The sequence below is a fragment of the Achromobacter sp. genome (assembly GCF_050285585.1).
Lineage (GTDB): Bacteria > Pseudomonadota > Gammaproteobacteria > Burkholderiales > Burkholderiaceae_B > Achromobacter.
The window spans coordinates 40,025-57,612 of sequence record NZ_JBLZXF010000005.1 but is presented as its reverse complement, the minus strand read 5'-3'; the positions used below and the strand labels follow the sequence as shown (position 1 = coordinate 57,612).

Genomic DNA, 17,588 nt, shown 5'->3' with positions numbered 1-17,588 from the left:
GGGTAATTCCCTGATTTATTGATTTTATTCAAGGATTTTTAAGAATTATCGCTTTCCCTAGGCACTGCATATTTTGATTGGTATAGCTCAAAACGAAATATAGTATACCGATTGTGGCGATCCAACAGCCACGCCTACAAGGGGAATCGCGCATGCAATCGGACGTAGTGCTCAACGCTGCTCATTGGATGTATCTATTCAGCGTGGCCGCCATCATCCTGACGATGATCCTGCGGGCCAACGTGGTGGTGCCGTCGGTCATCGGCACCTTTCTGGTCGTGTTCGCCATCACCGGCAGTCCCATCAGCGCGCTGATAGGCATTTTCTCGGCCAGCTTCGTGGCCGCCAAGGAGCTGTTCAATATCTTCCTGGTGATCACCTTCATGACGGCGCTGCTCAACGCGCTGAAAACCCTGCAGGCGGACGTGCGCATGGTGCAGCCGTTTCGCCGCGTCATGCGGGGCGGGCACTCCTCGTTCCTGATCATCGCCCTCTGTACCTATGTCATTTCCCTTTTCTTCTGGCCCACCCCGGCGGTGCCGCTGGTTTCCGCCATCCTGCTGCCCGCCGCCATAGCGGCCGGCCTGCCGCCGCTGGCGGGCGCCATGGCCATCGCCATCGCCGGCCAGGGCATGGCCCTGTCCTCGGACTATGTGATCGGGGTGGCGCCGAGCATCAGCGCCAAGGCGGCGGGGGCCGCGGTCAGCGCCGCCATGGTGGCCGATCGCGCGCTGGTGCTGTCGCTGATCACCGGCGGCGTGGCGCTGGTGGCCGCCTACCTGCTGATCCGCAAGCACATTGTGTCCGCCGACCCGGCGCTGCTGTCGGCCTGGCAGGCGCGCGCGCAGGATGGCAGCCTGGCGAGCATCGAGCATTCGGGCTCGTTCGACAAGGCGGAGCTTGCGCGCGGCACCATGGGCGCCGATCCGACCCTGCCCAGCGAGCCGGAACTCAGCGGCGAGGAACGCCGCCGCGTGCGCTGGTCCAAGACGTTTGCGGTCGTGACGCCGCTGGCTTTCCTGGGCGTAATCGCCGTGATGGTGCTGCCGCGCATGTTCCCGTCCCTGCCCGCGCTGCGTGGCGGCGACGCGGCGGCGCTGGTGGGCGGCGTGGCCTTCGTCGTGATGATGCTGGTCACGCTGGCGGCGGAAGGGCCGCGCAAGATGCTGGACGTCTGTCCGGAGCACGTCACCGACGGTTTCGTGTTCGCCTTCAAGGCCATGGGTTCCGTGCTGCCGATCGCGGGCTTTTTCTTCGTCGGCGCCAATGAAACCGCCGCGCAGATCCTGGGCGTGCCCCAGGCGCAGGCGCCCGGGCTGCTGTTCGAGGTGATCTCGGCCGGGCAGCACCTGATTCCCGAGAACCATTTCCTCGTGGCCTTCGGCGTGCTGCTGGTCGGCATGATCACCGGCATCGACGGTTCCGGCTTCGCGGGCCTGCCGCTGACCGGCACACTCTCGGGCGCCCTGGGGCCCGTGGTGGGTGTGGACCCCGCGACGCTGGCGGCGGTCGGGCAGATGGGCGCGGTCTGGACCGGCGGCGGCACGCTGATCGCCTGGTCTTCGCTGATCGCGGTGGCGGGCTTCGCGCGGGTGAACGTGCTGTCTCTGGTGCGCGCCCTGCTGCTGCCGGTGGTGCTGGCGCTGTTCGTCTCGACGGTCTGCGCGGTGCTGATCTGGCGTTGAACGGGCCGCCAGGCGGGCTGGAGGGTCCCTGCGGGGACCCTTCGCGCTTGAGGCTCCCGGCGAACCGGCCCTGGAACCAGGGGTTTTCACGTATCGCCCCATATTGATTAAAGTATACAATGTTCATAAGCCAATCAGCCGTCCTCTTGGCGGCACCCCTGGCACAGCCAAAGGAAGCGCTCCCGTGGACGATCTCTCGCAGCAAACTTTCCTGAATCGCATCGGCGGCAGCTGGGTTCCCAGCGGCACCGGCAAAACGGCGCCCAACGTCAATCCCGCGGACATCTCGGATATCGTGGGCCGTTTCCAGGTATCGGACGCGGCCGACGCGCAGCAGGCCGTGGAGGCGGCGGAGGCGGCATTTCCCGCCTGGCGCGACATGCCGATCTCCAAGCGCGCCGCCATTCTGTTCCGGGCGGCCCAGCGCCTGGAAGACCGCGCGGGCGACATCGCGCGCGAACTGACGCGGGAGGAAGGCAAGAGCCTGGGCCTGGCCAAGGACGAAGTGCTGCGCTCCGCGCAGACGATCCGGTTCTACGCCGTGGAAGGGCAGTCCTTTACCGGCGAAACCTATCCCAATGACGACCCGGACATGGTCGTCTACAGCCAACGCGAGCCGCTCGGGGTGGTGACGGTGATTTCGCCCTGGAACTTTCCCATTTCCATCCCCGCCCGCAAGATCGCCCCGGCTCTGATCGCCGGCAATACGGTGGTGTTCAAGCCCTCGTCCGACGCGCCTCTCTCGGGCTACCGCCTGGCCGAGGCCTTCATCGAGGCCGGCCTGCCCGCTGGCGTGCTCAACTTCCTGACGGGGCCGGCCGGCGCGGTGGGCGAGGCGATTACGGGCGCGCGCGCCGTACGCGCGATTTCCTTTACCGGATCGACCGCCGCGGGCGAGCAGATCCACCGGACGGCCGGACTGACCACGCGCACGCAGATGGAGCTGGGCGGAAAGAATCCGCTGATCGTCCTGGCGGACGCCGACCTGGACCGGGCCGTGGATCTTGCCGTGAAGGGCGGTTTTTCGCTCAGCGGCCAGGCCTGCACCGGCACCAGCCGGGTGCTGGTGGACAAACGGGTGCGGCAGGACTTTACCGACAGGCTGCTGGCCCGGATGAAGGCCTTGACCATCGGCAACGGCCTGGACGGCAATTTCGACCTGGGCCCGCTGGCCACGGCCAAGCAGCTGGACAATGTGCTGGGCTATGTGGCCCTCGGCAAGCAGGAAGCCACTCATCTGTACGGCGGCGACCGCCTCACGGGCGAAGGATTCGACCGTGGCTACTTCGTCTCGCCGGCGTTGTTCACCGGGGTGACGCAGCAGATGCGCATCGCGCGGGAGGAGATTTTCGGCCCCGTGATCGCGCTGATCGAGGTCGATGGCTATGAAGACGCCATCGCCAAGGCCAATGACACCGAATACGGCCTGGCGGCCGCGATCGCCACCACCGACGCGCGCTACGCGCACCGCTTCGCCCGCGACATCCAGGCCGGCACGGTGAAGATCAACCGGACCACCACAGGCAACCTGATCAACGCCCCCTTCGGCGGGCTCAAGCATTCCAGCACGTCCACGTTCCGCGAGTCGGGACGCGCCGGCCTGGAGTTCTACACCCAGATCAAGACCGTCTACCGCGCGGGCTGAGGCCGCGCGGTCCCGTCCATCGCAATCGGAAAAGGATATCGATATGAAACAGGTCTATCGCCTGGAACTTGAAGAAGCGCGCGTCATGGTCCGCGCGGCCATCGCCAAATCGGAAGAGATAGGCGTGCTGGAATCCATCTGCATCGTCGACGACGGCGGTTATCCCATCGCGCTGGAGCGCATGGACGGGGCGCGCATCACCGGCCCGCAGATCGCATGGAACAAGGCATTCACGGCGGCCGGGCACAAGCGTTCCACGCATCTGTTCAATACCCCGCCCAACGGGCCCGCGCTGCCCGGCAACGAGGCATTCGGCATCCAGTGGAGCTTCGACGGCAAGTTCGCGGTGTTCGTCGGCGGCTTTCCCATCGTGGTGAACGGCGAGGTGATCGGCGGCGTGGGCCTGAGCGGCGGCAATGGCGAACAGGACACCAAAGCTGGCCTGGCCGCATTGGCGGCGCTGGCGGCGCTACTGGAGCCGCGCGGCATGAAAGTGCTGGTCGAGGCGGACATCAAGAAATAGGCGAGGCCGGCCATGGCATACCGCGTGCATATCCTGGAAACGGACGAGGCGTTCCACGTCGAAGACGGCGAGTCCGTGCTGCAGGCCGCCGAACGCTCGGCGGTGAAGCTGCCGCACGAGTGCACCTTCGGCGGCTGCGGCACGTGCCGCATCAAGCTGGAATCCGGCGCTGTCGCGTACGACGAGTTTCCGATGGCGCTTACGCCGGAGGAGGCCGCAGACGGCTACGCGCTGGCCTGCCAGGCGCGTCCCCTGGGCGATTTGTGCATCAGCGTGGCCAGCAGCCGGCAGTCGTTCCCGGAGCCGCGCCGCCTGTCCGCCACGATCCACGGCATCGAAAGGTATTGCGACGACGTCATCCACCTGACGCTGGCGCTTCCCGAGCCCGGCCTGGAATACGTGCCGGGCCAATACATGAACGTGGTGCTGCCCGACGGCGAGACGCGCAGCTTTTCCATGGCGTCCGCGCCCGCGGGCAACCTGGTGGATTTCCATGTCCGCCGCATCCCGGGCGGACGCTATACCGACCTCTGGCTCGGGCAGGCCCAAGCCGGCGCCCGCGTGGAAATCGAGGCCCCGCTGGGCGTGTTCAGCTATCACGAGGAAGACTGGCGGCCGCTCATCATGATGGCCACCGGCACCGGCATCGCCCCGATCAAGGCCATCCTGGAATCATTGCTGGACAACGAGGACTGCCCGCCCGTCACCCTTTACTGGGGCATGCGCACCGAGGCCGACCTGTACCTGCGCGACGTGATCGAAGGCTGGGCCGGGCGCCTGTACGAATTCAACTTCGTGCCGGTGCTGTCGCGCGCGGGGGCGGATTGGCAAGGGCGGCGCGGCCACGTGCAGCAGGCCGTCATGGAAGACCACGGGGATCTGTCCGAGCACGCCATCTACCTGTGCGGAGCGCCGGAGATGATCCAGCAGGCCAAGCGCCTGCTGGCCTCGCGCGGCGCCAGCCTGGATCACATGTACGCCGACAGCTTCACCTTCCAGCACGCCCTGGCCGCCGCCTGACCGGGCGTCTCTGCGGGACAGCACTCTAGCGGAACACCAGCACCGGCAGGCGGGTGTGCGCCAGCACGCGCTGGGTTTCGCTGCCCAGCAGGAAACCGGTCATGCCATGGCGCCCGTGCGAACCCATGATGATCAGGTCGCAGCCCAGGCTTTGCGCCGCCTCGACGATCGCTTCATGGGGGTGGTCGTTGACCGTGACGATGGCGTTGCACGGCACCAGCGCGTGGCGCGCTTCCGTTTCGAGACCGTCCAGGTAGGTCTGCGCGTTCTTGCGCGCCTGGTCCGTGTGCTGCGTTTGCGTGGTGCCCAGCATCTCGGCCTGGTAGATCAGCAGGTGATCTTCCGGAATGGCGCGGATAAGGGTCACCGTGGCTCCCATTTCCTTGGCGAAAACAAGAGCACGCTTGAAGGCCGATTCGGACAGGAGCGAGCCGTCCACGGCGATGAGCAAGTGCTTGTACATGTTGCTTCTCCTTTAGGAAAAAGGAATGGCGAGCAACCGCGGATTCAGTATAGGCTCGCGCCCGGCGGCAGGCCAGCCCCGCTTACGGACGAGGCGCGGGCGGGCCGGCGCCGCTGCGCCATATGCCGATTCCGCATATCGCCATTCGGAATCGGTCCTTCTTCGCGGCGCGCCCCGCCCGTAGGCTTGTGTCCTGTTCGACATGCCTACAGGAGCCGGATCATGAGCATTCAATCCATCAACGCGCGCAACCAATTCCGCGGCAGGATCAAGGAAATCATCCTGGGGCCGGTGGTCTCCGAGGTGGACGTGGACACGCCCGCGGGCATCGTCACGTCCGTGATCACCACGCGTTCCGTGAAAGAACTGGACCTGCAGGTGGGCACCGAGGTGCTGGCGTTCGTCAAGGCCACCGAGGTGTCCGTCGCCAAGCTGTAACGCCGGAAACGGCACAATACGACGGCGCTTCCCCTGCGCCGCCGTTGGGCATATATTGTCAGCGCGATATCCGGTTGTTCCCTCCTGGCTTGTGGCGTCATGCTTTGCGATTCACGGAGAACGGAAAATGCGTCGACTGCATCGATGGTTCATCGGCTGGTTATGCCTGGGGCTGGCGGCCTGCCTCCCCGCAACGGCGCAGACCAAGCTCGACAACGCGCAACTGGATCAGCTCATGGCGCCCGTGGCGCTGTACCCGGATTCGCTGCTGTCCCAGATACTCATGGGCGCCACCTACCCCGACGACGTCGCGGCGGCGGCCAAGTGGTCGGCCGACCACGCTTCCGAATCCGGCGACAAGGCCGTCAAGGCGGTCGAGGGCGAGGCGTGGGATCCCAGCGTCAAGTCCCTGGTGGCCTTTCCTTCCGTGATGGACATGATGGGCCGGCAGCCGGACTGGGTGAAATCCGTGGGCGACGCCTTCCTGGCGCAACCGGACGCGGTCATGGATTCGGTCCAGCGCCTGCGGGTCCAGGCCCAGAAAGCCGGCAACCTGAAGAGCACGCCGCAGCAGAAGGTGACCTCGAGCACCTCCAACGACAAGACCGTCGTCGTGATCGAGCCGGCCGATCCGCAGGTGGTGTACGTGCCCAGCTACAACCCCAGCGTGGTCTACGGCACCTGGGCCTATCCCTCCTATCCGCCGTACTACTATCCGCCGCCGCCGGGATCGGTGTTCGCCACCTCGCTCGTGGCCGGCGTCGGCTTCGGGCTGGGGGTGGCCGCCATCAACTCGATGTGGGGCGGCTTCGACTGGGGGCACAACGATGTGGACATCGACGTCAACCGGTACAACAACATCAACGTCAATCAGCGCATCGACCGGACCAACGTCAACAACAACAAGGTCGCCTGGCAGCACAACGCGGCCAACCGCGGCAACGCGGCGTACGCCGACCCGGCCAGCCGCCAGCGCTTCGACAGCCAGCGCCAGGCCGGCCTGCAGGACCGCGCGCAGCGGCAGGGCCAGGCGGGCCGCGCATCCGGCGCGGCACCAGGCGCCAGTTCGCGCGATGCCGCCCGCGAGCGCGCCGCGCAATCGTTTGAAGGCCGCACCGGTCAGGCCATCGCGGGGCACGGCCAGCCGGGCGCCGGCCGCGGGCAGGCGGGAACGGGCCGCGGCGAGGGCGCCGCGGGGCGCGGGCAGGGGCAGCGGCAGCAGGCCGGCCAGGGTGCGCGCGAACGGCCCCAGGGCGGCGCGCAACCGCAGCATGACCGGGCGTCGGGCCTGTCGGCGCAGGACCGGCAGGCGGCCGCCCAGCGCCAGCGCGCCGACGAATCGGCCGCGCGCAACCGCGGGCGCGCCTCCAACAGCGCCAATGCGCTGAGCGACGCCGGCAACGGCGAACGCATGCGGCAGCAGAGCCATCGCAGCGAAATGGGCCGCGGCGGGGGAGGCGGTATCCAGCGCGGCGGCGGGCACGGAGGGGGAGGACGCGGCGGTGGTGGCGGACATTTCGGCGGCCGGAGATAAGCATCATGGAAAACGTAGCTTTCATGACTTCCACGCGCTTGCGCGCGCTGTGCGCCGCATCGGCGCTGGCGCTGGGCCTGGCGGTTCCCGCCGCCGCGCAAAGCCTCTATCCCAGTCCGCAGGCGGCGGCGGATGCCTTCGTCGACGCCATGGCGACCGGCGATCTCGATGGGCTGGCGAAGGTGCTGGGCCCGAATCATCAGCGGATCGTGCCGGGCGGCGTGGCGCAGGAGGATATCTACCGCTTCCTGGCGGCATGGTCGCGCAAGCACGAGATCGTCGCCGACGGGGGGCGTTCCTGGCTGGGGGTTGGCGACTCGGGCTGGACGCTGCCGGTGCCCATCGTGCGCGCCGGGCACGGCTGGCGCTTCGATCCTGCGGCGGGCACGGCGGAAATCCGCCGCCGGGCGATAGGCCGCAATGAACTGACCGCCATCGAAACCCTGCAGCAGTTGCAGGCTGCCCAGGCGCGCTACAAGGACGGCGTGGGCCAGGGGCGCTACGCCAGCCGCCTGGTCAGCCGTCCGGGCGAACGCGACGGCCTGTACTGGCCGGAGGTGCCGGGTTCCCCCCGGCAGGCCTTCGGACCGGACGCCTTGACCATGGGGCCGGAGGTGCCCTTGGACGATGCCTACTACGGATACCGCTACAAGGTGATTCCCGGCGGGCAGGGCGATACGTACCGCATCGTCGCCTGGCCCGCCCGCTACGGGCAGACCGGCATCGGATCCTTCGTCGTGGGGCCCGAGGGCGGCGTGCTGGAGACCGATCTGGGCCCTGCGTCCGCGGCCCGCGCGGCGGCATTGCGCGAACGCGATATCGCCGCCGGAAACTGGGTCGCCGCCGACGCGCAACCCATTGGCGCCAAATGAGTTTTCTGGTTTTGGGGGGGCGGATCGGGGCACGCCTGTTGCGGGGTCGCAACAGGCGTATGCGTTTGTCGCGAAAGCAGGGTTTGACGCGCTTTTGTCAGGTCGCCGTGCCTACAATGGCGAGCACCGGGACCCTGCCCGATTTCCCTTTGCCGGACCTAGAAATTGAACCCCATGCATTTTGTCCGCTACGCCCTGTTCGGCGTAGGGATGGCGCTTAGCGCCGCGGCGGCATCCGCGCCGATTTTCGTCCTGAATTCCCTGGACGCCAACGTCAGCATCATCGATCCGGCCACCTACAAGGAATTGCGGCGCGTGCCCACGGGCAAGGAGCCTCACCACCTGTATCTCACTCCCGATGAGAAATCGCTCATGGTGGCCAACGCCACCGGCGACACGATCACGCTGATGGATCCCAAGACGGGCGAGGTGCAGCGAACCCTGACGGGCATCGTCGATCCCTACCAGCTGCAGTTCTCGCCTGACATGAAATGGTTCGTGACGGCGGCCAACCGCCTGGACCATATCGACATCTATGAGTGGAAGCCGCTGGAAAAGGGCTTCGATCTGGCCCTGGTCAAGCGCATCCCGGCGGGCAAGACGCCCAGCCACATCATGATCGACAGGAACAGCACGACAGCCTACGTCACGTTGCAGGACAGCGACCAGCTGATCGCGATCGACCTGGCCACCCAGACTCCGAAATGGACAGTGCCCGTGGGCAAGACGCCCGCCGACGTGTTCCTCACGCCTGACCAGAAAACCCTTTTGATGGCCTTGACGGGCGATTCCTACGTCGAGGCCTACGACGTCAGCAATGGCCCGGCCAGGCTGGTGACGCGCATCAAGACCGCCGCGGGCGCGCATGCCTTCCGCGCGCAGGGCGACCATCGCCATCTGTTCGTGAGCAACCGCACCGCCAACTCCATCAGCCGCATCGACATGCAGACGCTGGCCGTCGTCGACACCTTTCCGGTGCCCGGCGGCCCCGACTGCATGGACGTGCTGGCCGATGGCAAGACGCTGCTCGTCACCTCGCGCTGGGCGCGCAAGCTCACCGTGGTGGACCTGGAGCAGAAGAAGGTCTCCAGCCAGGTGCCGGTGGGCAAGTCCCCCCACGGCGTGTGGACGCTGAACCATGCGCCTACAAGATAGAGGAAGGAGCCCCCACGCTGCGCGCACTTCGTGCGCTTGCTGCCCCCCGAGGGGGCGTCTTTCGCCTCGGGGCGGCCCGGCGGCGAAAGAGGGCCCCCACGCTGCACACGCTGCGCGTGCTTGCTGCCCCCCGAGGGGGTGTCTTTCGCCTTGGGGCGGCCCGGCGGCGAAAGAGGGCCCCCGCGCTGCACACGCTGCGCGTGCTTGCTGCACCCCGAGGGGGCGTTTTTCGCCTTGGGGCGGCCCGGCGGCGAAAGAGGGCCCCCGCGCGGCACACGCTGCGCGTGCTGTCATGGGCTTGCCGCGCAAGTTCGTGGCGGCGGTGGTTCTGGCGCTGCTTGTTCCCGCCGCGGGCGCCGCGGAACCGGCTACCTGCGACAAGCCCGTCTACCTGACCTTCGACACCGGCCACATGGGCGTGGCGCCGCTGGTGGCCGAGGTGCTGGCGCGCCACCGCGTGAAGGTCACGTTCTTCCTGGCCAACGAACGCACGCTGACGGGCGGCTCCAGTATGGACGACGTGTGGGCGCCCTGGTGGAAGGCGCGCGCGGCGGAAGGGCATGCCTTCGGCTCGCATACCTACGACCACGTCTATTGGCAGGGAGACCTGCCGGGCGGCAGGTTCCGCGTCAAGCCCAGCGCCGGCCCCGACGCGGGCAAGCGCGCCGAATGGAGCGCCGAACAGTATTGCGCCGAGATCAAGCGCTCCGTGACCCGTTTCCACCAGATGACGGGCCGGAACATGCTTCCCCTGTATCGCGCGCCCGGCGGCAAGACCTCGCCCGCGCTGCTGCAGGCAGCCAAGGCCTGCGGATTCGAGCAGGTAGGCTGGGCGCCCGCGGGCTTCCTGGGCGATGAGCTGCCCAGCGACAAGTACCCCAACGCCCGGCTGCTGGATCAGGCGCTGCGCACGATCAAGCCCGGCGACATCCTGCTTGCCCACTTAGGCATCTGGTCGCGCCAGGACCCCTGGGCGCCGGCCGTGCTGGAGCCCCTGATTGAAGGTTTGCAACGCAAGGGCTATTGTTTCGCTACTCTGGACAAGCATCCGTCCTACCGCGACTGGATCGCCACTCATCACTGATCATGGATACGCTTAGTCAACTTTTCGGAGAGTGCCAGCAATGGATCTTCGAAACGGCGATTCAGCCCGCGCTGTTTCATCTGGGCATGAGCAACTTCATCGAGGACGGCTATGACGCCACGATGTGGCTGCTGGTCGGCCTGTTGCAGATCGCGGTGCTGGTCCTGGTGTTCGGCCCCCTGCAGCGGCTGCGGCCCGTGGAACCCGTCACCGACCGCCGCCAGATCGGCATCGACGTGCTGTACACGCTGATCCACCGGCTGGGCGCGTTCCGCCTGGTGCTGTTCTTCACCATCGATCCGCTATGGGACAGCGTGTTCGGCCAGCTCCACGTATGGGGCTTCGCGGCGTTCCAGCTGGACCAGTACTGGCCTGGCGTGACCGACAAGGCCTGGGTCAGCCTCATCATCTACCTGCTGCTGTTCGACGCGGTGGACTACTTCTACCATCGGGCCCAGCACCGGTTCGGCTGGCTCTGGGCGCTGCATGCCGTGCACCACAGCCAGCGCCAGATGACGATCTGGAGCGATGACCGCAACCACCTGCTGGACGACATGCTGCGCGACGTGCTGGTGGTGTTCGTGTCGCAGCTGGTGGGTGTGCCCCCGGCGCAGTTCGTGATGGTGGTGGCCATTACCCAGCTGGCACAGAGCTTTTCGCACGCCAACCTGCGCATGCATTTCGGCGCCGTGGGCGAACGCCTGCTGGTCAGTCCGCGCTTCCACCGCCACCACCACTCCATCGCCTACGACGCTTCGTCCCCGGGGCCGGCGGGCGGCTACAACTTCGGCGCGCTGTTCCCCATCTGGGACGTGCTGTTCCGCACCGCCCGCTTCGGCGTGGGCTACGGCCCCACGGGCATCCATGACCAGCAGCCCGAGGCGGGCGGCAGGGACTACGGCCGCGGCTTCTGGTCCCAGCAATGGCTCGGGCTCAAGCGCCTGGCGGGCCGCGACCGCGAACCGGCCGGCGCGCCGTCGGAACCGCCGCCTGCCGCCGAGCGCGCCTGACGCGTCCCGGCGTCAGCCCGCCCAGCGCGAATTGCGGATGACGTCGCAGAAATTGCCGGGCCGGAAGGCCGGTTCCTTGTCGGCGATCACGTCGCCCTTGACGTTGCCGAACGTGGTTTGCGGTTTGTGCCTGATGCCGTCGTAGAAGGCCTGGATGATCTCCTCCTTGAACCCCGGCCCGCGCGGATGGGCCGCCACCACCGCTTCGCGCTGCGCGTCGCTGTATTCGCCGTAGGTCAGGCCCAGCACGTCCATTTCCACGCCCGCGGTCACCAGCGCGACGATGGGATCCATGAACTCGGGAATGCCGGGCGTGGTGTGCAGCGCGATCGCCGTCCAGACGAGCTCGATGTCCCGCGGGGCGATGCCGCGGCTTTGCAGGAAATCGCGCGCCGCGTTGGCGCCGTCCACCTCGAAACGGCAGCAGTTGCTGCTGTGCCGCCGGGTCAGCCCCATGTCGTGGAACATGCAGCCGCAATACAGCAGTTCCGGGTCGAATTTCAGCCCGCGCCGCCGGCCGGCCAGCGCGCCGAAATAATAGACGCGGCTGGAATGATGGAACAGCAGCGGCGACTCGGTGTCGCGCACCAGTTCGGTGATTTCGCGGGCCAGCTGGCTGTCGGGGATCTGGATGTCGTCGATGGAGAAAGTCATGGCAAAGGCCTTTCGGTTTGGGGGGGTGATTCATTCTGCTGCCGCACTAGAATGGCCTCAATAGGCGTAATACGTCGATTTCTGCCAAATGCCGCGATCTGCTGCCATGACTAAAACCATTGCCGTGCTGGCCTTGCCGGGCGTCCAGATGCTCGACGTGTCGGGCCCGCTCGACGTCTTCGCCCAGGCCAACACGGAACTGGAGCGCGCTTACTACGTGTTGCGGGTGGTGGCCTACGAACCCGGGCCAGTGCGCAGCTCGTCGGGCGTCTGCCTCCTGCCCGACGCCGTGGTGGGCGATCCGTTGCCGCGCGTGAACACGCTGCTGGTTGCCGGCACGCCGCATGCGTCGCGGGCGGTGCTCAGCACGCCCGCGCTGCAATGGATCCGTGCGACGGCGCGGGATGCCCGGCGCTATGGGTCGGTCTGCACCGGCGCGTTCGTGCTGGCGGCCGCGGGCCTGCTGGATGGGCGCCGGGTGACGACGCACTGGAATGCGGCCCGGGAATTGCGGCAGGCCTATCCGCGTATCCAGGTCGAGGAAGATGCGCTGCACGTGCGCGATGGAAAGCTGCGGACCTCGGCGGGCGTGACCGCCGGGCTGGACCTGGCGCTATCGCTCGTGGAAGAGGACCTGGGACGCGAGGTGGCGGCGAAAGTGGCGTCGCAGCTGGTGATGTTCTTCAAACGCCCCGGCGGGCAGCTTCAGTTCAGCCGCAAGGGGCAGACCGGGCCGGTCGGCAGGTCGGTGCTGCAGGAGGTGCAGCGCTGGGTGGCGGCGCACCCGCAGCTGTCATTGTCGGTGGAGGCGCTGGCCGGGCATGCGGGCCTCAGCCCGCGGCACTTCGCGCGTCTGTTCCGTGCGGAGGTCGGCATCACGCCGGCGGCCTGGGTGGAAATGACGCGCGTGTCGGCGGCCCGCGCCCTGCTGGAAAGCGGGGCCGCCACGCCCAAGCAGGTGGCCGCCCAGTGCGGCTTCGCCAACGTGGACACCCTGCGGCGGGCCTTCGTCAGGCACGTCGGGGTGTCGCCGGCGGCGTACCGGCGGCATCATGGCAGTGGCCGGGATTGAAGGCTGGCCGGCCGGAGGATCAGGCGCCGGGCTGGGCGTCGTGCGTGGTCTCGCGCTTGATCTCGCCGTGCCGGCGCTCCATTTCCTGGCGCAGTTCGCGGCGCAGCCTGGCCGCTTCCATGCGCTGCTTTTCCTCGAGCGTGCGCGGGGCTAGCGGCGGCACCGCGGTGGGGGCGCCCTGGTCGTCCACCGCCACCATCGTGAAGTAGCAGCTGTTGGTGTGGCGCACCAGCTTCTTGCGGATGTCTTCGGTGACGACCTTGATCCCGATTTCCATGGAGGTGCGGCCCGTGTAGTTCACGGCGGCCAGGAAGGTCACCAGCTCCCCGACGTGGATCGGTTCGCGGAACACGACCTGGTCGACGGACAAGGTCACGACGTACTGGCCGGCGTACCGGCTGGCACAGGCGTAGGCCACCTGGTCCAGGTACTTGAGGATGGTTCCGCCGTGCACATTCCCTGAAAAATTCGCCATGTCGGGCGTCATCAGGATGGTCATCGACAATTGGTGGCTAAAGGCGTCGTCCATGGCGGGCGTTGATTCTCGGATAAAACGCCTATGGTAGCGGCAGGCGCCCGTCATGGCTCCGTCTTTTCGCCGCCTTCCGGGGTTTCTTCCCGCGGCGCGTCCCGCAGCGCGGCCGGGGGCGCCCACAAGCCGTCCAGTAGAGCCGGCCCGGGCTGGTAGACGCGCAGCAGCACGCTTGCCGGGCCCGAGGGCGGCAGGGGCAGCCAGTTGGATTGTTCCTCGGGCGGCGGGGCCGCATGGCTCATGCGCACGTCCAGCGAACCGTCGGCGTTGTAGCGCAGCGGATCGCGGCTGCCGAGCGCGCGGCGCTCCAGGGGGGGCGCGGCCGGCATGCCATTGCCGTCGTAGGCCGCCAGCGACCACAGCGCGCCCGCGGGCGGGAGCTGGCCGCTTTCGAAGCGCAGCGCATAGCCATGGGTGCCGTCCAGCGGCATACCTTCGCTGTCGGCCGCCAGCAGCAGCACGGCCAGGTCCTCGGGCAGGCCCGAACCCGGCTGCGCCTGCGCGGCCAGCGCGCGCCGCAGATAGGCATTGCCGTACACGCCGATGCTGGCGGTTTCCCGTTGCCAGCCGTTCACGTCCCGTACCGTGCGCCCCGCAGCGGCCGCCATGCGTTCGCGCGCGGCCCGCAGCCCCCGCCGCATGCCCTGCTTGGCCGGATGGTCCAGCTTGTCGAAATCGAACGGCCTGCCGGGAATCAGGCCGACGCGGCGCAATTGGGCCAGCACGGGCTGGTCCGTGGGGTGCGGCGGATTCTTGCGCAGCAGCTCGGCCGCGTAGGCGAAGAAGACGTCGGTGGGCATCGATTCCACCTGTTCGCGCACCGGGGTTTTCAGGTCCAGGGACGGGTCGGAGCGCAGCCGCCGCGCCTGCGCGGGCAGGTTCCATTGCGCAAGCGGCGTCAGGACGAAACCGTCCTGCAAGGCATGGACCGCCGCATCATCGGCGGGGCCGTCGGCCTGGATCAGGCTTTTGGCCCAGACATGGGCCGTGGGCGCGTCGATGCGGGCCATGCCCGAAGGCAGGGTCCCGGTCCAGCCGGGCGGCACGATGGCGGTATTGCTCTTGGCCGTGCCGGTGCCGCGCTTGCCGATGACGGCGAAGGCGTCCGTCCACATGTCCAGCAGCGTCAGCGTGTAGAGACGCCCCTGGGTGTCCGGGGTCGAGAGCACCACGGGGCCGCCGGTCAGGTCCAGCCAGGCGGTGCTGCGCAGCATGTCGGGGTTGGCCCACGGCGTGGCGGCCCCGGGTTCCGGCAAGGTCCGTCCGTGCAGGAAGGTGTTGGCTGGCGCGCCTTGCCCGCCCCGGGACGGGTGGACCGACTGGCGGCGAGTGAGGTCCATCGTTACCAGGGGATAGAAATAGAGGTAACCCTCCATGGCGGCCTGGCGGGCCGCTTCGGTGGCGGCCGCGGCCGGAGTCGGCGCGGCCGGCGCCGCGCCGGCAATGGCGGGCGCCCGCGCGGCGGCGAAGAACAGGGCCAGGACAATAAGGCGGCGCATCGGCGTTCCTGCGGACTGACTGGAAAAAATAGGGCCCGCGTGAAGGCAATCCACCGGCGCGGCGTCGCCGGAAGGCCGGACCTGCCGGTTCTCCGAGGGTGGCGGCCATGGTAGCAGCGGCCAGCGCATCGGGAACCCGTGAAAAAACGCGTTTCCGCGGCCTATTCCAGCCATAGGCGCGGCTGGCGGCGTGCCCGCGGGCCGCGCGAGGCCGCGGCCGGGCAAGGGGGCGCCACGGCGGTGCTATGCTTTTCGATTGGCGTATGGAGATCGAAATGTCCCAGGATGTTGCTAGCGCCGCGATGCCGCGGTTGACCTCGCTTTCGCACGGCGGCGGCTGCGGCTGCAAAATTGCGCCGGGCGTGCTGTCGGCGCTGCTGGCGCGCTTTGGGCCGGCGGCCAGCTACCCGAACCTGATGGTCGGCACCGAGACCGCCGACGATGCGGCGGTGTACCGCCTCAATGATGAGCAGGCGCTGATCGCCACCACGGACTTCTTCATGCCGATTGTGGACGATCCATTCGATTTCGGCCGCATCGCGGCGACGAACGCGCTGTCCGACGTGTATGCGATGGGCGGCACGCCGATCATGGCGCTGGCGATCGTGGGCATGCCGATCAACGTCCTGCCGCACAGCGTCATCGCGGACATCCTGCGCGGCGGCGAATCGGTGTGCGCGGATGCCGGCATCCCGGTGGCGGGGGGGCACAGCATCGATTCCGTCGAGCCCATATACGGCCTCGCGGCGATGGGGCTGGTGCATCCGGCCCGCGTGAAACGCAACGCCGACGCCCGCGCGGGCGACGTGCTGATCCTGGGCAAGGGCCTGGGCGTGGGCATCCTGTCGGCGGCGCTGAAGAAGAATCTTCTGGACGACGCCGGCTACCGCGTGATGATCGACACGACGACCCGCCTGAACCGGCCGGGCGCGGCGCTGGCCGCGCTGGACGGCGTGCATGCCGTGACCGACGTGACCGGCTTCGGCCTGCTCGGCCACGCGCTGGAAATGGCGCGCGGGGCGAAACTGACCGCGCGCCTGCGGCTCGAATCCCTGCCCTGGCTGCCGGGCGTGCAGGCCCACGCGGCCAATGGCGTCATCACGGGCGCATCCGGCCGCAACTGGGCTTCCTATGGCGAATCCATCCGCCTGGGCGACGCGGTCACCGACACGCAGCGCGCGCTGCTGACCGATCCCCAGACCTCTGGCGGCCTGCTGGTGTCCTGCGCGCCCGAGGCCGCCGAGGCGGTGCTGGACCTGTTCCACGGGCAGGGCTTCGCCCAGGCCGCCGTCATCGGCGAGATGAGCGCCGGCGAGCCCCTCGTGCGCGTCGAGTAAGCGCGCGGGGCCGCGGGCCCTACGAGGTCAGGTCGCGCGCGGTCGCGGCGGCCTGTTCCATCAGCCATCGCATGACGACCTCCGCGTCCGGCGTGCTGCGGCGCGCATTGCGGACCAGCCAGTAGGCGAGATCGGTAGCGCGGGCGGCCTGCCCGCCGACGGCCTCCAGGCGCTTGTCCGCAAGCATCGGGGCGATCAGCGCCAGCCGGCCCAGCGCGATGCCGTGGCCCGCCAGCGCGGCATGCACGATCTGGTCGTATTGGTTGAAGCGCAGCATGCCCTTGGCGGCCACCCGGCCCAGGCCGCGGGCATTGAGCCATTCGGACCACTGCAGCCATGGCCGCGTGGGGTCGTCGAATTCCAGCAATACGTGGCGCTGCAGTTCGCGCGCATCGAGTTCGCGCGCCCCGAGGGATGGGTGCGCCACCGGCACCACCGATTCTCCGAACAGCCAGGTTGCCGTGTCCGGCACCCCGTCGCGCAGGCTGTAGCGGATGGCGATGTCCACGTTCTCGCGGTCGATGTCGATGAGCCGGTTATCCGCCGCCACGCGCACGTCGATATGCGGGTGGGCGTCCTGGAAGTCGCCCAGGCGGGGCAGCAGCCACAGCGAGGCCACGCCGATGGTGGTGGTGATGGTCACGGGCGTGCGCCTTTCGGGCGCGCGCAGCTGTTCGGTCAGGTCGCCCAGCTGGCTCAGCCAGACGTCGGCCATGCGGAACAGCTGGGCGCCTTCGGAGGTGAACGACACGCTGCGGAAGCCGCGCACCAGCAGGGGCACGCCCAAATGGGCTTCGAGCGCCCGGATCTGGCGGCTGACGGCGGACTGGGTCACGTGCAGGTCCTGCGCCGCCAGGGTGATGCTCATGCGGCGGCCCACGGCCACGAAGCCGCGGACGAGATCGAGGGGCGGAAGTTTGGCCAGCGGATATGGCATTCGTAAAACTCATGCGTACCGGACAGAAATGTCGCTTGAGCAATAGTACTCCGCGGGCGTTCAATAGGACCCAGACGACGGATCAACGGGCGCTCCCCGGCGATCCGCCTCGATCGCCGCCGCCGCGG

The 17,588-nt window shown here is 68.0% G+C and carries 17 protein-coding genes; 12 read left to right on the top strand and 5 right to left on the bottom strand.

Annotated elements, in window-relative coordinates:
• The first annotated feature begins 152 nt into the window (after positions 1-152).
• The 4 genes from ACN6PJ_RS09380 to ACN6PJ_RS09365 all read left to right on the top strand — a co-directional run bounded on the left by ACN6PJ_RS09380 (position 153) and on the right by ACN6PJ_RS09365 (position 4,873).
• Positions 153-1,685, top strand: coding sequence for a hypothetical protein (locus tag ACN6PJ_RS09380; RefSeq protein WP_427995599.1), 1,533 nt, complete (start codon positions 153-155; stop codon positions 1,683-1,685).
• Between the two features lie 184 nt (positions 1,686-1,869).
• On the top strand, positions 1,870-3,330 hold the full coding sequence (locus ACN6PJ_RS09375; RefSeq protein ID WP_427995598.1) for an aldehyde dehydrogenase family protein: 1,461 nt from the start codon (positions 1,870-1,872) through the stop codon (positions 3,328-3,330).
• A gap of 43 nt (positions 3,331-3,373) precedes the next feature.
• Complete coding sequence (locus tag ACN6PJ_RS09370; RefSeq protein ID WP_427995597.1) at positions 3,374-3,853, top strand: GlcG/HbpS family heme-binding protein; 480 nt, start codon at positions 3,374-3,376, stop codon at positions 3,851-3,853.
• A gap of 12 nt (positions 3,854-3,865) precedes the next feature.
• Positions 3,866-4,873 carry a 2Fe-2S iron-sulfur cluster-binding protein gene (locus tag ACN6PJ_RS09365; protein WP_427995596.1) on the top strand — a complete coding sequence of 336 codons (1,008 nt, stop codon included), beginning with the start codon at positions 3,866-3,868 and terminating at the stop codon, positions 4,871-4,873.
• 25 nt (positions 4,874-4,898) lie between these two features.
• Here the strand turns inward: ACN6PJ_RS09365 and ACN6PJ_RS09360 are convergent, their stop codons facing one another.
• Complete coding sequence (locus ACN6PJ_RS09360; protein ID WP_427995595.1) at positions 4,899-5,336, bottom strand: universal stress protein; 438 nt, start codon at positions 5,334-5,336, stop codon at positions 4,899-4,901.
• 222 nt (positions 5,337-5,558) lie between these two features.
• On the opposite strand from ACN6PJ_RS09360, the gene ACN6PJ_RS09355 reads away from it, so the two are divergent.
• The 6 genes from ACN6PJ_RS09355 to ACN6PJ_RS09330 all read left to right on the top strand — a co-directional run bounded on the left by ACN6PJ_RS09355 (position 5,559) and on the right by ACN6PJ_RS09330 (position 11,429).
• Positions 5,559-5,774, top strand: a complete 216-nt coding sequence (locus ACN6PJ_RS09355; protein WP_427995594.1) for a TOBE domain-containing protein — start codon at positions 5,559-5,561, stop codon at positions 5,772-5,774.
• A gap of 127 nt (positions 5,775-5,901) precedes the next feature.
• Entirely contained in the window at positions 5,902-7,308 is a 1,407-nt protein-coding gene (locus ACN6PJ_RS09350; protein ID WP_427995593.1) for a DUF3300 domain-containing protein, read from the top strand.
• Positions 7,309-7,313: 5 nt separating this feature from the next.
• Positions 7,314-8,180, top strand: coding sequence for a DUF2950 family protein (locus ACN6PJ_RS09345; RefSeq protein WP_427995592.1), 867 nt, complete (start codon positions 7,314-7,316; stop codon positions 8,178-8,180).
• Between the two features lie 174 nt (positions 8,181-8,354).
• Positions 8,355-9,335 carry a YncE family protein gene (locus ACN6PJ_RS09340; protein ID WP_427995591.1) on the top strand — a complete coding sequence of 327 codons (981 nt, stop codon included), beginning with the start codon at positions 8,355-8,357 and terminating at the stop codon, positions 9,333-9,335.
• Positions 9,336-9,627: 292 nt separating this feature from the next.
• Positions 9,628-10,419: a polysaccharide deacetylase family protein gene (locus tag ACN6PJ_RS09335; protein ID WP_427995590.1), complete on the top strand. Its 792-nt coding sequence runs from the start codon at positions 9,628-9,630 to the stop codon at positions 10,417-10,419.
• 2 nt (positions 10,420-10,421) lie between these two features.
• Positions 10,422-11,429: a sterol desaturase family protein gene (locus ACN6PJ_RS09330; RefSeq protein ID WP_427995589.1), complete on the top strand. Its 1,008-nt coding sequence runs from the start codon at positions 10,422-10,424 to the stop codon at positions 11,427-11,429.
• A gap of 12 nt (positions 11,430-11,441) precedes the next feature.
• Here the strand turns inward: ACN6PJ_RS09330 and ACN6PJ_RS09325 are convergent, their stop codons facing one another.
• A complete protein-coding gene (locus ACN6PJ_RS09325) occupies positions 11,442-12,083 on the bottom strand; it encodes an HD domain-containing protein (RefSeq protein WP_427995588.1) in 642 nt (213 codons plus the stop codon).
• A gap of 106 nt (positions 12,084-12,189) precedes the next feature.
• Between ACN6PJ_RS09325 and ACN6PJ_RS09320 the strand changes: the two genes are divergently transcribed.
• On the top strand, positions 12,190-13,155 hold the full coding sequence (locus ACN6PJ_RS09320; RefSeq protein ID WP_427995587.1) for a GlxA family transcriptional regulator: 966 nt from the start codon (positions 12,190-12,192) through the stop codon (positions 13,153-13,155).
• 19 nt (positions 13,156-13,174) lie between these two features.
• On the opposite strand, the gene ACN6PJ_RS09315 is transcribed toward ACN6PJ_RS09320, so the two are convergent.
• Together ACN6PJ_RS09315 and ACN6PJ_RS09310 are read right to left on the bottom strand one after the other, a co-directional pair.
• Complete coding sequence (locus tag ACN6PJ_RS09315) at positions 13,175-13,684, bottom strand: acyl-CoA thioesterase (RefSeq protein WP_043542042.1); 510 nt, start codon at positions 13,682-13,684, stop codon at positions 13,175-13,177.
• A gap of 50 nt (positions 13,685-13,734) precedes the next feature.
• Positions 13,735-15,186 (bottom strand): DUF1254 domain-containing protein, encoded by a 1,452-nt coding sequence (locus ACN6PJ_RS09310; RefSeq protein WP_427995586.1) that lies wholly within the window; start codon positions 15,184-15,186, stop codon positions 13,735-13,737.
• Between the two features lie 275 nt (positions 15,187-15,461).
• Between ACN6PJ_RS09310 and selD the strand changes: the two genes are divergently transcribed.
• Complete coding sequence (gene selD, locus ACN6PJ_RS09305) at positions 15,462-16,523, top strand: selenide, water dikinase SelD (RefSeq protein ID WP_427995585.1); 1,062 nt, start codon at positions 15,462-15,464, stop codon at positions 16,521-16,523.
• 19 nt (positions 16,524-16,542) lie between these two features.
• Here the strand turns inward: selD and ACN6PJ_RS09300 are convergent, their stop codons facing one another.
• Positions 16,543-17,460, bottom strand: coding sequence for a LysR substrate-binding domain-containing protein (locus ACN6PJ_RS09300; RefSeq protein WP_427995584.1), 918 nt, complete (start codon positions 17,458-17,460; stop codon positions 16,543-16,545).
• Positions 17,461-17,588 lie beyond the last annotated feature (128 nt).

Coding starts and splice junctions, on each gene's coding strand:
- ACN6PJ_RS09330 (WP_427995589.1), top strand. CDS start 10,422: ATGGATACGCTTAGTCAACTTTTCGGAGAGTGCCAGCAATGGATCTTC.
- ACN6PJ_RS09380 (WP_427995599.1), top strand. CDS start 153: ATGCAATCGGACGTAGTGCTCAACGCTGCTCATTGGATGTATCTATTC.
- ACN6PJ_RS09365 (WP_427995596.1), top strand. CDS start 3,866: ATGGCATACCGCGTGCATATCCTGGAAACGGACGAGGCGTTCCACGTC.
- ACN6PJ_RS09370 (WP_427995597.1), top strand. CDS start 3,374: ATGAAACAGGTCTATCGCCTGGAACTTGAAGAAGCGCGCGTCATGGTC.
- ACN6PJ_RS09315 (WP_043542042.1), bottom strand. CDS start 13,684: ATGGACGACGCCTTTAGCCACCAATTGTCGATGACCATCCTGATGACG.
- ACN6PJ_RS09340 (WP_427995591.1), top strand. CDS start 8,355: ATGCATTTTGTCCGCTACGCCCTGTTCGGCGTAGGGATGGCGCTTAGC.
- ACN6PJ_RS09300 (WP_427995584.1), bottom strand. CDS start 17,460: ATGCCATATCCGCTGGCCAAACTTCCGCCCCTCGATCTCGTCCGCGGC.
- selD (WP_427995585.1), top strand. CDS start 15,462: ATGTCCCAGGATGTTGCTAGCGCCGCGATGCCGCGGTTGACCTCGCTT.
- ACN6PJ_RS09355 (WP_427995594.1), top strand. CDS start 5,559: ATGAGCATTCAATCCATCAACGCGCGCAACCAATTCCGCGGCAGGATC.
- ACN6PJ_RS09320 (WP_427995587.1), top strand. CDS start 12,190: ATGACTAAAACCATTGCCGTGCTGGCCTTGCCGGGCGTCCAGATGCTC.
- ACN6PJ_RS09335 (WP_427995590.1), top strand. CDS start 9,628: ATGGGCTTGCCGCGCAAGTTCGTGGCGGCGGTGGTTCTGGCGCTGCTT.
- ACN6PJ_RS09360 (WP_427995595.1), bottom strand. CDS start 5,336: ATGTACAAGCACTTGCTCATCGCCGTGGACGGCTCGCTCCTGTCCGAA.
- ACN6PJ_RS09325 (WP_427995588.1), bottom strand. CDS start 12,083: ATGACTTTCTCCATCGACGACATCCAGATCCCCGACAGCCAGCTGGCC.
- ACN6PJ_RS09350 (WP_427995593.1), top strand. CDS start 5,902: ATGCGTCGACTGCATCGATGGTTCATCGGCTGGTTATGCCTGGGGCTG.
- ACN6PJ_RS09345 (WP_427995592.1), top strand. CDS start 7,314: ATGGAAAACGTAGCTTTCATGACTTCCACGCGCTTGCGCGCGCTGTGC.
- ACN6PJ_RS09310 (WP_427995586.1), bottom strand. CDS start 15,186: ATGCGCCGCCTTATTGTCCTGGCCCTGTTCTTCGCCGCCGCGCGGGCG.